Origin of the sequence: Rhodanobacter spathiphylli B39, assembly GCF_000264295.1 — a bacterium.
Lineage (GTDB): Bacteria > Pseudomonadota > Gammaproteobacteria > Xanthomonadales > Rhodanobacteraceae > Rhodanobacter > Rhodanobacter spathiphylli.
In genome coordinates, this window is record NZ_AJXT01000045.1 from 101,351 (window position 1) to 114,288 (window position 12,938).

7 protein-coding genes are annotated in these 12,938 nt (G+C 68.6%); 5 read left to right on the forward strand and 2 right to left on the reverse strand.

Annotated features, from left to right (window positions below; genetic code table 11):
- The first annotated feature begins 90 nt into the window (after window positions 1-90).
- Window positions 91-3,645, forward strand: coding sequence for a hybrid sensor histidine kinase/response regulator (locus tag UU7_RS14265; protein WP_007809443.1), 3,555 nt, complete (start codon window positions 91-93; stop codon window positions 3,643-3,645).
- Window positions 3,645-7,202: a hybrid sensor histidine kinase/response regulator gene (locus UU7_RS14270; protein WP_007809445.1), complete on the forward strand. Its 3,558-nt coding sequence runs from the start codon at window positions 3,645-3,647 to the stop codon at window positions 7,200-7,202. Before UU7_RS14265 ends, UU7_RS14270 begins: the two co-directional genes overlap by 1 nt.
- Window position 7,203: 1 nt before the next feature.
- Here the strand turns inward: UU7_RS14270 and UU7_RS14275 are convergent, their stop codons facing one another.
- Together UU7_RS14275 and UU7_RS14280 are read right to left on the reverse strand one after the other, a co-directional pair.
- Entirely contained in the window at window positions 7,204-7,623 is a 420-nt protein-coding gene (locus UU7_RS14275) for a DNA polymerase III subunit chi (protein ID WP_007809447.1), read from the reverse strand.
- Window positions 7,624-7,707: 84 nt separating this feature from the next.
- Window positions 7,708-9,192 carry a leucyl aminopeptidase gene (locus tag UU7_RS14280; protein ID WP_007809449.1) on the reverse strand — a complete coding sequence of 495 codons (1,485 nt, stop codon included), beginning with the start codon at window positions 9,190-9,192 and terminating at the stop codon, window positions 7,708-7,710.
- Between the two features lie 98 nt (window positions 9,193-9,290).
- Here UU7_RS14280 and lptF point away from each other — a divergent pair, with 98 nt between their 5' ends.
- The 3 genes from lptF (at window position 9,291) to ltaE (ending at window position 12,860) form a co-directional block, all read left to right on the forward strand.
- On the forward strand, window positions 9,291-10,406 hold the full coding sequence (gene lptF, locus UU7_RS14285; protein ID WP_007809451.1) for an LPS export ABC transporter permease LptF: 1,116 nt from the start codon (window positions 9,291-9,293) through the stop codon (window positions 10,404-10,406).
- Window positions 10,403-11,503, forward strand: a complete 1,101-nt coding sequence (lptG, locus tag UU7_RS14290) for an LPS export ABC transporter permease LptG (RefSeq protein WP_007809454.1) — start codon at window positions 10,403-10,405, stop codon at window positions 11,501-11,503. The genes lptF and lptG overlap by 4 nt, the downstream gene beginning before the upstream one ends.
- Window positions 11,504-11,840: 337 nt before the next feature.
- Window positions 11,841-12,860: a low-specificity L-threonine aldolase gene (gene ltaE, locus UU7_RS14295; RefSeq protein WP_007809456.1), complete on the forward strand. Its 1,020-nt coding sequence runs from the start codon at window positions 11,841-11,843 to the stop codon at window positions 12,858-12,860.
- Window positions 12,861-12,938: the final 78 nt, after the last annotated feature.

Genomic DNA, 12,938 nt, shown 5'->3' on the forward strand with positions numbered 1-12,938 from the left:
GGGGCGATCGGATCGATGTTGGCGCCGGCATGTTGCCGTGCGACTTCGCCAAGGGGAGTTATGGGGAGCGGAACGAGATGGTTGGCCAGGATGGCGCTGGCGCTCGCCTGGCTGCTGCCCGGGCTGGCGGCTGCCGCGGTCGCCCCGTCGGCAGGCGCGGGGGCGCGCTCGTCCGATCCGCTGCCGACGCCGCAATTTCGCCGCTATCAGACCTCCGATGGACTGCCGGGCAGTACGGTGTATGCGGTGGCACAGGATCACCAGGGTGCGATGTGGTTTGGCGTCGGCGTCGACCTGGTGCGTTTCGACGGCGTGGACTTCCGCGTGTTCGGCCACCACTCGGATGATCCGGCGTCGCTGCCCGAAGGTACGGTGTACAGCCTGTTCGTCGACCGCACCGGGGAACTGTGGGTAGGCGGCTTCGGCTCGGGACTGAACCGCTACCGGCGCGACACTGCCGACTTTGCGCATTGGCGGCACGATCCGGCCGACCCGCGCAGCCTGGCCAGCGACAACGTCTGGTCGACGACGCAGACAGTGGACGGCACGCTGTGGGTGGCCACGGACGCCGGTCTGGACCGGATGCTTCCCGACGGCCGGCATTTCGAGCATGTCGGCAATCCACTGGAGAAGGACCCGGCCGCGGGATTCGGGGCCGTGCGTGCCCTGCTGGCGCGGCCGGACGGAAGCTTGTGGATCGGCTCCAGCCAGGGTCTGTTCGTGCGCGGGGCGGATGGCCGGGTGCGCCAGGTGACCATCGATCCGCAGCTGCAGAACCTCAAGATCTGGCGCATCCAGGCCGATGGCGACGACGTGCGCATCGCCGTGCGCGGCGGCCTGCTGCGAATGGACGCCAGCGGTGCGGCGATGCTGTACCGGCCCGCGCAGATCCCCCCCACCGACGTGTACAGCAGCACGCTGGACCAGGCCGGCAACCTGTGGATCAGCACGCGCAGCGGGCTCTACCTGGACGATGGGCGGGCGCATATCCACGCCATCGCGGGCCAGCCCTTGCTGCTGGGCAGCCTGCCGGCGCAGCAGGTGTGGCAGTCGCTGTGCGACAGCGAAGGCGGGCTGTGGTTCGTGATGGGTGATGGCGGCATTGCCTATCTGGCGCCGGGCTGGAACCAGTTCACCCGTTTCACCCACGTGCCGGATGATCAGCACAGCCTGCGCGACAACATGGCCTCGTCGGTGCTGGCCGGTGCGGATGGCTGGCTGTGGGTGGGTGGACACGAGCTGGTCGACCAGCTCGACCCGGTCACCGGCGAGGTGCGGCACGTGGTTTCGGGCCTGCAGGGCAACGTGCTGGACATGGTGGAGGACGCGCGCCAGCGGTTGTGGATCGTCAGCGAAGGCGGTGTCTACCGCTACGCCGGCGGCAAGCTGCAGCAGGTGGATCTGGCCCCCGCGGGCGCCACCCACCCGCGTCGCGTGACCCTCGGTCCGGACCAGCGCATGTACCTGGTGTCCAGTCGCGACGGCTTGTTCCGCATCGATCCGGACACCATGGCGGTCGATCCGAAGCCGGTGGCGCCCGCTGACGAAACCGGCTTCGTCGGCAATCGGCTGACCCGCTGGAACAGCCTCGGCTGGTACGTCGACAAGGGCACGCTGCTGCGCTGGAAGGCGGCTGCCGGCAAGCTCGAAGCGGTCGCCGGCCTGTCGGACGAAGGCTATGTCTACGCGCTGGAGTTCACCGCAGACGGGTTCTGGGCGGCGCGCAACAAGATGTTCGAACGCTACCGGCTGGACGGCGACAAGGTAGTGCGCGAGCAACTGGTGCCGATTCCGCCGAGCTGGCCGTCGATGGTGCTGATCGCCCTGCACGTCGACAACGAGGGACGTTTCTGGCTGTTCTGCAAGAACGGCCTGTGGCGGTTCGACCCGGCCAGCGGCGAGCTGAAATCCTTCGGTCTGCGCAATGGTCTGGTCAATGGCGAAGTGCGCGGCGACTCGCCGGCGATGATGCCCGACGGCACCATCTACGTGGCCAGCCTGGGCGGCGTGTTCGGTTTCCAGCCGGACCGCGTGCCGGCCATCGCCAGCCCGGCGGGCGTGGTGATCACCGCGGCCAGCGTGCGCCGCGATGGCGCGATCCATGATCTGCCGACCCGGGCGGTGCCGATCCAGCTTGCCTGGAGCGACCGCGAGCTGCGTTTCGAGGCGCGTTCCAGTTCCTACGTGGACCCGGGCGCCAATCGCTACCGCTTCCGCCTGCGGGGATTCGACCGCAACTGGGTCGACACCGGCAACCACGGCGAGCGCGAGTTCGCCGGCCTGGGCGCGGGTGACTACACGCTGGAAGTGCAGGCGGCCGGTGCCAACGGACGCTGGGCCGACCTGCAGCAGCCGCTGCGCATCCATGTCGAAGCGCCGCCATGGGAGCGCTGGTGGGCCTGGCTGGCCTACCTGCTGTTGCTGGCGGCCCTGGTCGGCGTGATCCTGCGCAGCTGGCGCCGGCGCCTGGCCCAGCGCCATCACATGCAATTGGTCGAGCAGCAGCGGCAGATGGCCGAGGCGGCCAGCGCGGCGAAGACCCAGTTCCTGGCCACGCTGAGCCACGAGATCCGCACCCCGATGACCGGCGTGATGGGCATGGCCGAACTGCTGCTGAGCACCCCGCTCAATCCGCTGCAGCACGACTACACCCAGGCCATGCAGCGCTCCGGCACGATGCTGCTGAAGCTGCTCAACGACGCGCTGGACCTGGCACGGATCGAGGCCGGTCGGCTGGAGCTGGAGCCGGTCGCGTTCGACCCGCGGCAGTTGCTGGAAGAGGTGGCGCAACTGGAGCAGGGGCTGGCGCATGCGCGGGGCCTGCGCTTCGTGCTGGACATCGCCGCCGGGCTGCCGCCGCAGTTGCTCGGCGATGCGCTGCGGATCAAGCAGGTGTTGCTGAACCTGGCCAACAACGCGCTCAAGTTCACCGAGCAGGGCAGCGTCACCCTGCGTGCGCAACGAATCGAGGGCGGCCTGCAATTCAGCATCGTCGATACCGGCCCGGGCATTCCCGAGGCGAGCCAGGCGCGCCTGTTCCAGCGCTTCGAGCAGGTCGAGGGTCCGCAGCGTCGGGCGGGCAGCGGCCTGGGGCTGGCGATCTGCCGCGAGCTGGTGGACATGATGGGCGGCAGCATCGAACTGGAATCGCGGCTCGCCCACGGCAGCACGTTCCGGGTGCGCTTGCCGCTGGTCGAGCCGCCGGCGTCGCTGCCCACGGCGGTACCGTCTTCCGACCGGTGCTATCGCCTGCTGCTGGTGGAGGACGACACCATCGTGGCGGCGGTGATCCGCGGCCTGCTGGAACGCGAACGACACGCGGTGGTGCACGTGGTGAACGGCCTGGCCGCGCTGGCCGAGCTGGCCCAGTCCAGCTTCGATGCCGTGTTGCTGGATCTGGACCTGCCCGGCGTGGACGGGTTCCAGATCGCCCGGTTGATCCGCCAGCGCGAGCACCGGCAACAGCACCTGCCGATCATTGCGGTCACCGCGCGCTCGGGCAACAAGGACGAGGCGATGGCCCGCGATGCGGGCATGGACGGTTTCCTGCGCAAGCCGTTGACCGGCGAGCAGTTGAGCCAGGCGCTGGCGCGGGTGATCGGGCCGGCGGCGGCCACCCCCACCGTTCCGCAGGAAGCGGACTGATGCTGGCGGCCGCCTTGCTGGGCATGGCTCTTGGCGTGGCCGCGCCCGTCGCGCCGGCCGCTGCCGCTACCGTCGTGCCTGCGGCGAGCGGGCTGTTGCCCACGCCGCAGTTCCGTCGTTACGCCACCACCGACGGCCTGCCCAGCAGCAGCGTGTACGCCGTGGCGCAGGATCGCGACGGCGCGATCTGGTTCGGCACCAAGGGCGGCATCGCCCGCTACGACGGCGTCGACTTCAAGGTGTTCCGGCACGCTGCCGACGACCCCGGCTCGCTGTATGACAACGGCATCGCCAGCCTGCTGTTCGATCGCGACGGCACGCTGTGGGCGGCCGGGCTGGAGGCGGGGCTGAACCGCTACGACGCCGCTAGCGGCCGCTTCACCCACTGGGGCAACGACCCGCACGATCCGGCCAGCCTCAGCAGCGACAAGGTCTGGTCGATGGTTGCCGATGCCGAAGGCAACCTGTGGATCGGCACGGTGCGGGGGCTGGACCGGATGCGGCCGGGTCATCGCGGTTTCGAGCACGTGACCAATCCCCTGCTGGGCACCGATCCGGCCGCGTTCGGCCTGGTCGCTGCGCTCTATATCGATGATCGGCAACAACTGTGGATCGGCAGCAGCCGCGGACTGTTCCGTCGCGACATCGCCGGCAGCATCCATCGCGTTTCGCAGGACGGCACGGCGTTGCCGATCGATGCCTGGCACATCGATGGCGAAGCCGGAGAGATTCGCGTCGAGAGTACCCACGGCCTGCTGCTGGTGGGCAGCGACGACGTGGCCCGCCCGCTGGCCAGCGTGGGCGCGCCCGACGGCAATGTGTTCGCCAGCGCCCGTGACCGCAACGGGCGCCTGTGGATCGGCACCCAGCATGGCCTGTTCGTGCAGATGCAGCCATCGGCGCCGATGCTGGCAGTGACCGACCAGCCGGTGCTGCACGGAGACCTGCCCGGCACCTGGGTGTGGTCGATGCTGGTCGACCACGAAGGAGGGCTGTGGGTGACCATGCTGGACGGTGGCGTGGGTTACCTCGCGCCCGGCTGGAACGACACCAGTCGCTTCACCCACATCCCCGACGACCCGACCAGCCTGCGCGATTCGATCGTCACGGCGATGGCGCGCGGACACGATGGCCGCGTCTGGGTCGGCGAACGCTCCGGCCGGGTGGACAAGCTCGACCCGCACACCGGCAAGGTCGAGCATGTGCTGTCCGGTCTTGGCGGCGACGTGCTGGGCATGACCCAGGACCCGCAGGAGCGCCTGTGGATCGCGGTGCGTGGCGCACTCTATCGCGACACCCTCGGCCAGCCGCCGCAGCGCATCGACCCGGAAGGCCACTGGCTCAAGCATCCGCTGGAAGTGGAGCCCGGCCCGGATGGGCGCATGTACGCGCGCACGTTCGGCGAAGGTCTGTTCCGCATCGATCAGGACACCTTGGCGGTGACCCGGGTGGCGATGGACCAGCCGAACCAGCGCGTGTTGTGGGGTAGCCAGCTCACCCTGCACGGCGGTTGCTTCTGGTACGCCAGCGATGGCGGCATGCTGCGCATGAGCCCCGATCGCGACCGCTTCGAGGTGATCCCCGGGGTCACCAACGACCGGGCGGTGAACGCGTTCGATTTCGATGACGGCGGCATCTGGATGGTCCGCCCCGACGGTCTCGAGCACTACCACTACCGGGACGACACACTGGTGCTGGATCGCACCGTCGACGCCTCGCAGGGCTGGCCTTCCATCAACGTCGTCGACCTGCAGGTCGATGCCGCGCAGCGGGTCTGGATGCTCGGTCACGACGGCTTGTGGCGATTCGATCCGCGCACCGGCCGGTTCCGTTCCTTCGGCCTGCAGAACGGCCTGGCCAACGGCGAATTTTCCCGCGGCTACGCCGTCATGCCCGATGGCAACATGTATGCGCCGACGCTGGGCGGTGTGGCGGGCTTCAACCCCGACCGCATCCGTGATGACAACACCGTGTCGCCGCTGGCGGTGACCCGGGTCAGCCTGCGTCGCGACGGCAAGCTGCAGCCACTGGCACCGCAGCAGCAGGCGATCACCCTGGGCTGGAAGGATCGCGGCCTGAACGTCGCGACGCGGCTTTTCTCCTATGTCGACCCGGCGGCGAACCACTATCGGTTCCGCCTGCGCGGTTTCGACAGCACATGGATCGACAACGGCAACCACGGCGAGCGCGAATTCACCGGCCTGGCTCCCGGCGACTACGTGCTGGAGGTGCAGGCCGCGGGCGCCAACGGCCAGTGGGTGCACCTGGCTCATCCGCTGCAGATCCAGGTGCAGGCGCCGCCGTGGCAGCGCTGGTGGGCGTGGCTGGGTTACGTGCTGATCGCGTTGCTGGGCATCTGGTTCGGCCTGTGGATCTGGCGGCGCCGGCTGGCGCGGCGGCACCACGTGGCGATGGTGGAACAGCAACGGCAGATGGCCGAGGCGGCCAGCGCGGCGAAGAGCCAGTTCCTGGCCACGCTGAGCCATGAGATCCGCACGCCGATGACCGGCGTGATGGGCATGGCCGAACTGCTGCTGAGCACGCCGCTCAACCCGCTGCAGCACGACTACACCCAGGCCATGCAGCGTTCCGGCAGCATGTTGCTGAAGCTGCTCAACGACGCGCTGGACCTGGCCCGCATCGAGGCCGGGCGGCTGGAGCTGGAACCCTCGCCGTTCGACCCGCGCCAGCTGCTCGAAGAGGTGGCGCAACTGGAGCAGGGCCTGGCCCACGCGAAGGGCCTGCGCTTCATCCTGGAGATGTCCGACGACCTGCCGCCGCAATGGGTGGGCGATGCGCTGCGGATCAAGCAGGTGCTGCTGAACCTGGCCAACAATGCGCTGAAGTTCACCGAGCACGGCGAAGTGATCCTGCGTGCGCGGCGATCCGATGACGGCCTGCTGTGCAGCGTCAGCGACACCGGGCCGGGCATTTCCGAGGCCAGCCAGGCACGGCTGTTCCAGCGCTTCGCGCAGGCCGAGAGCCCGCAGCGCCGGGCCGGCAGCGGCCTGGGCCTGGCGATCTGTCGCGAACTGGTCGACATGATGGGTGGCTCGATCGAGCTGGAGTCGCAGCTCGGTCATGGCAGCACCTTTCGTGTGTACATGCCGCTGGCCGAGCCGGCGGTGGCGGCGCCGGTGGACGAGTTCGCCAGCGGGCGGCACTACCGCCTGCTGTTGGTGGAGGACGATCCGATCGTGGCGACGGTGATCTGCGGCCTGCTGGAACGCGAAGGCCATCGGGTCAAGCACGTGGGCAACGGGCTGGCGGCGCTGGGCGAACTGGCCCATGCGCCCTTCGACGCCGCGCTGCTGGATCTGGACCTGCCGGGCGTGGACGGTTTCCAGATCGCCCGGCTGATCCGCCAGCGCGAGCACGCGGGCCAGCACTTGCCGCTGCTGGCGGTCACCGCCCGTTCGGGCACCGGCGACGAGGCGAAGGCGCGCGAGTCGGGCATGGACGGGTTCCTGCGCAAGCCGGTCAGCGGCGAGCAGCTGATCACGGCGCTGGCGCGCGTGGTGCCGGGCACCGTGGCCAGCGAGGAATTGCCCGCCTGAACTACATGTCGTGCTTGCGCACCTCGAAGCCGCGGCGCTGGTATTCGCGCCAGCGCGCCCGCGAACCTTCGCGCGCGTCCGGGTCGGCGGCCACCACTTCCAGCACGCGCTGGTAGTGGCCGGGGGCGCAGGCCTCGCGCAGGTTGATCACCAGCGGACGGTCCGCCGTGTCCACGCCCGGCGGCACGATCAGCACGGCGGTGTGTTCGTCGTCGTCATCGCCGGCCAGCTGGTGCGGGATCATCGCGTCGTCGTCGAATGCCCACAGCAATTCGTCCAGTTCCTCGGCCTCGCTGAAATCGCGGACGAGGATCAGCGTGGGCTGCTGCGCCGCGAACGCCTTCTTCGCCAGCTCGCAGGCCAGCAACAGCGGCTGTTCGCGGAAGCGCGGCTTGTCGATCAGGTAGAAGTCGGCACGCATGGAAGCCGGGAATCGGAATGGAGAATAGGGAATAGTAAAGGCAAAAGCCGCGTTGCGTTCCTGGCTTTTCCGATTCCCTATTCCCTATTCCCTGTCCAGCAGCCACTGCGCCAGCAGCGCCACCGGGCGGCCGGTGGCCAGGCCCTTGCGACCTTCGTCCCAGGCGGTGCCGGCGATGTCCAGGTGGGCCCAGCGCTGGCCGTCGGTGAAGCGCGACAGGAAGCAGGCGGCGGTGATCGCGCCGGCGCTCTTGCCGCCGATGTTGGCGACGTCGGCGAAGCCTGAGTCGAGCTGGGCCTGGTAGTCGTCCCACAGCGGCAGGCGCCAGGCGCGGTCGAGGGTTTCCTCGCCGGCGGCGAGCAGTTCGGCGGCGAGGTCGTCGTGCTTGCTCATCAGGCCGCTGGCATGCTTGCCCAGCGCGATCACGCAGGCGCCGGTGAGCGTGGCCGCATCGATCAGCGCCTGCGGCTGGTACGTCTGCGCGGTGTAGGTCAGCGCGTCGCACAGGATCAGTCGGCCTTCGGCGTCGGTGTTGAGCACTTCGATGGTGAGCCCGGACAGGCTGGTCAGCACGTCGCTGGGGCGGTAGCTGTCGCCGTCGGGCATGTTCTCCACGGCCGGCACCACGCAGACCAGGTTGAGCTTGAGGCCCATCTTCACCGCGGCCACGAACGCGCCCAGCACGCCGGCGGCGCCGCCCATGTCGAACTTCATTTCCTCCATGCCGGCGCCAGGTTTCAGGCTGATGCCGCCGGAGTCGAAGGTGACGCCCTTGCCGACGAACGCATACGGCTTGTCGCCGTCGTTGCCGCCCTTGTATTCCAGCGCGATCAGGCGCGGCTTGTTGACCGAGCCGCGGCCCACGGCGAGCAGCGAGCCGAAGCCCAGCTTCTCCATCGCCACTTCGTCGAGCACGTTGCAGCTGACCTTGTCGTGGCCGTCGGCGAAGGCCTGCGCCTGCGCCGCGATATGGGCGGGGGTGCAGATGTTCGGCGGCAGGTTGGCCAGCTCGCGGGCGAAGCGCACGCCTTCGGCGATCGCCACGGCCTGCGCCAGTCCGCTGGCGGCTTCGTCGCCACCGGCGAAGGTCAGCCGGGCCAATTCGACCTGCTTGCTCCGGTCGCGGGGCTTGAAGGTGGCGGTGTAGCGGTAGGCCGCGTAGTCGCTGGCCAGCGCGGCGATGCGCACGCGCCAGGCACTGTCGCGGCCGGGCACGTCGACGCTGCTGAGGCAGGAGACGGCATCGGCCACCGGCAGCCGACCCAGTGCACGCGCAGCCTCGATGTTCACTTTCTGGAAGCGCGCCGCGTCGAACGACTTCTGCGCGCCCAGCCCCACCACCAGCACGCGCCGTGCGGTGATGCCAGCCGGGGCGAACAGCAGCGTGGTCGAACCGGCCTTGCCGCTGATGTCGCCGCTTTCGATCTGGCGCCTGATCGCGCCGCCGCTGGCGTCGTCCAGCTGGGCAGCCGCGCTGGTCAGCACGCCCTGTTCGTACACGCCGACCATCACGCAGGCACTGTCGACGGTGGCGGGGGCAATGCTGGCGAGGCTGAACTGAAGTGTCATCGGAGGGTTCCTGCATGAGCCCGGCTATGGCCGGACAGGCTAGACTTGCGGTTTGCCGGCGCTGCTGCCGGGCCGGTTCAAGCGGACAAGTTTATCGCATGCTGAGCATCCTCGACCGCTATTTCCTGCGCGAGCTGGCGCAGACCGTGGCCGCCACCGTGGTGGTGCTGCTGGTGATCGTGGCCGGCAGCGCGTTCGCCCACGTGCTGCAGCAGGTCGCCAACGGCAGCTTTCCCGCCAGCGTGATGTTCCAGGTGCTGGGCCTGCGCACGCTTGACGGCCTCACCAACATGATGCCGCTGGCCAGTTTCATCGGCATCCTGCTCGGTCTCGGGCGGATGTACCGCGAAAGCGAGATGCACGTGCTGTCGTCGTCGGGCATGGGGCCGCGCGGACTGCTGCGGCCAGTGCTGATACTGGGCGCCGTGCTGGTCGCGATCACCGCCGGGGTTTCGCTGTGGCTCGGGCCGTGGGCCGTGCGCACCAGTGACGCGATGGTCGCCGCGGCGAACCGTTCGGTGATCGCCGCCGGCCTCGATGCGGGACGCTTCACCGAGCTGCCCGGCAAGGGCGGCATCATCTTCGTCGACAGCCTGAGCCGTGACGGCAGCAAGCTGGGGCGCACCTTCGTGGCGACCCAGAGCGAGGGCAAGGGCGGCCCGGCGCATCTGAAACTGGTCAGTGCCACCAGCGGCGAGCTGTACCAGGAGAGCAACGGCGACGGCCGCTTCATCGCCTTCAAGGACGGCTGGCAATACGACATTCCGCTGGGCGCGAACAACTGGCGGCAGATGCAGTACCAGCGCAACGACACCTCGCTGTCCGAGGTGCGGGCCGACGAGGACGACGATCCCGCGCATTCCAAGAGCAGCTGGGCACTGTTCCAGTCCGATGATCCGGATGATCGCGCCGAGTTCGCCTGGCGCGCCAATGCGCCGCCGCTGACCCTGGTACTGCTGCTGCTGGCGTTGCCGCTGTCGCGGCAGAGTCCGCGTGAACCCAGATACGGCCGGCTGCTGCTGGCGGTGGTCACGTTCTATCTCTACTACACCTTGCTCGCGCTGGGCCGCGCCCAGATCGGCAAGGACCACTGGCACAACCAGGCGCCGCTGTGGGCCCTGCATGCGCTGGTGCTGGGCATGGCCGGCTGGATGCTGTGGAAACAGTATTCACCGCGCAAGCTGCGGACGCCGCCCACCGGTGTGGCCGCATGAGCATGTTCAACATCAAGCGGGTCGACCGGCTGGTCGCGCTGAGCGTGCTCGGCTCGATGCTGATGGTGTGGCTGGTGCTGACCGGTTTCGACGCGGTCACCCAGTTGCTGCGCCAGCTCGGCAACGTGGGCAAGCACGGCTACACGCTGAGCAATGCGATTGCCTATGTGCTGGTGACATTCCCGCGCCGGGCCTACGAGATGTTCGGCAATGCGGCGCTGATCGGTGGCCTGCTGGGCCTGGGTGGGCTGGCCGGGACCGGCGAGCTGACTGCCTTGCGCGCCGCCGGCATGTCGCGGTTGCGCATCGCCGGTTCGGCGGTGGGCGTGGTCGCGGTACTGATCGTGGGCGTGGTGATCATGGGCGAGACGCTGGCGCCGTGGGGCGACCAGCAGGCGCAGGTGATGCAGGCGCGGATGAAGTCCGGCAACCTCGGCATGACCTCCAGCAGCGGACTGTGGGCACGCGACGGCGATGACGTGATCAATGCACGCGGCACCTCGCTGAAGCAGCATGACGGCCTGGCCACCGTGCAGCTCAGCGACGTGCGCATCTTCAACTTCAGCAGGGATGGCCAGCTGCATCGCTTCACCTGGGCCAGGACCGCCCAGCACGACGGCAGGCAATGGATGCTGCACGACGTGCGCATCACCACGCTGGACGAAGCCGGCACGCATGCGAGCACCGAGGCGGAGTTGCCGTGGAAGTCCACGCTGAATCCGCAGGTGCTGGCGCAGTCGGTGATCCAGCCGCAGTACCTGTCGATGCGCGACCTGCGCCGCAACATGGATTACCTGGAAGGCAACGGGCAGAGTCCCGGCAGCTATGCGGTGGCATTCTGGGGACGCGCGCTGTATCCGCTCAACGTGCTGGTGCTGGTGTTGTGCGCGATGCCGTTCGCGTTCGGGTCGCTGCGTTCGGGTGGCCTCGGCAAGCGCATGTTCATCGGCATCCTGCTGGCGCTGGGCTGGTATTTCCTGCAGCAGGCGATGGTGAACTTCGGTACGGTCTACGGCATGCCGCCGCTGCTGGCCAACCTGCTGCCAGCGGTGATCCTGGTGCTCGTCGCCTGGTTGTACTTCCGGCGACGGGTCTGATCGCCGCCGCTGTCTTTCCCCGGCAGTGTGACTGCGTTCTCAGCATCGTCGACCCGCCCACCCCCACTATCGGATGGACGCCGGGGCGATGCCTGCCCCGCGTCATCGCAGGACGGAAGCCGCCGGCTTCCGTCATCACCAACTCTCGGGGGGGAGTCATGTCCAAGCCTTTCTGGCACAAGGATGCCTGCGGATTCTGGTTGATCGCCTGTATTCAGCTGAGCGCTTCGGCCGGCTGGGCGATGGTGCATTACCAGCTGCTGCAATAACCGGATCAACTTGCCGGCGATGACGGATCGAGCCAAGCTGTCGGCTTTGCCGACAGCAGGGGTGAGCCGTGGAATGGGTTGATCTGCGCAGCGATACGGTGACGCGGCCGACGGCCGCGATGCGCGAAGCGATGCTCGGTGCCGAGGTCGGCGACGACGTCTACGGCGAAGATCCCACCGTCAACGCGCTGCAGCGGCGACTGGCCGACGAGCTCGGTTTCGACGCCGGCCTGTTCGTGCCCAGCGGCACGCAATCCAACCTGCTGGCCCTGCTGGCGCATTGCGAGCGCGGCGACGAATACCTGGTCGGCATGGACGCGCATACCTACAAGTTCGAGGGCGGTGGCGCGGCAGTGCTGGGCTCGATCCAGCCGCAACCGATCGTGCACGCCGACGACGGCACGCTGCCGCTGGCGCGGATCGAGGCGGCGATCAAGCCGGTCGATCCGCACTTCGCGCGGACGCGTCTGCTGGCGCTGGAAAACACCTGGCACGGCCGCACGCTGCCGCTGGATTACCTGGTCGCCGCGCACGACGTGGCGCGCTCGCATGGCCTCGGTCTGCACCTCGATGGCGCACGCCTGTTCAACGCCGCCGTGGCGTGCGGCGTGCCGGCGCGCGAGATCGCGCGGCATTTCGACACCGTCTCGATATGCCTGTCGAAAGGCCTCGGCGCGCCGGTGGGTTCGGTACTGGTCGGCTCGCACGCGCTGATCGACAAGGCGCGCCGCTGGCGCAAGGTCACCGGCGGCGGCTGGCGCCAGGCCGGCATGCTCGCCGCGGCGGGCATGCACGCGCTGGATCATCATGTGACGCGGCTGGCGCAGGATCATCATCGCGCCGAATATCTGGCGGGCCGCCTGCGCGAGGTCGCCGGCATCGACCTGCTGGGCCAGTACACCAACATGGTCTTCATCGACGTGCCGGCCGAACGCCTGCGCGATCTGGACGTCCATTTGCGCGCGGCCGGCATCCGCATCAGCATCGGCTACCTGCCCACGCTGCGCCTGGTGACGCATCTGGATGTCGACGATGACGGCATCGAACGCACGGCCACCGCGTTCCGCGAGTTTTTCGCGCGGCATTGATTGTCTGCTTCTCGTCGGCTTGCTACGCAGGCCGCTTTTGCCGGCCCTTGCGCATCAGAGCGAAAAGCTTTCGTCTGC

Excerpts from the sequence above, each read along its gene's own strand:
- UU7_RS14265 (WP_007809443.1), top strand. The coding sequence starts at position 91 with ATGGCGCTGGCGCTCGCCTGGCTGCTGCCCGGGCTGGCGGCTGCCGCG.
- UU7_RS14270 (WP_007809445.1), top strand. The coding sequence starts at position 3,645 with ATGCTGGCGGCCGCCTTGCTGGGCATGGCTCTTGGCGTGGCCGCGCCC.
- UU7_RS14275 (WP_007809447.1), bottom strand. The coding sequence starts at position 7,623 with ATGCGTGCCGACTTCTACCTGATCGACAAGCCGCGCTTCCGCGAACAG.
- UU7_RS14280 (WP_007809449.1), bottom strand. The coding sequence starts at position 9,192 with ATGACACTTCAGTTCAGCCTCGCCAGCATTGCCCCCGCCACCGTCGAC.
- lptF (WP_007809451.1), top strand. The coding sequence starts at position 9,291 with ATGCTGAGCATCCTCGACCGCTATTTCCTGCGCGAGCTGGCGCAGACC.
- lptG (WP_007809454.1), top strand. The coding sequence starts at position 10,403 with ATGAGCATGTTCAACATCAAGCGGGTCGACCGGCTGGTCGCGCTGAGC.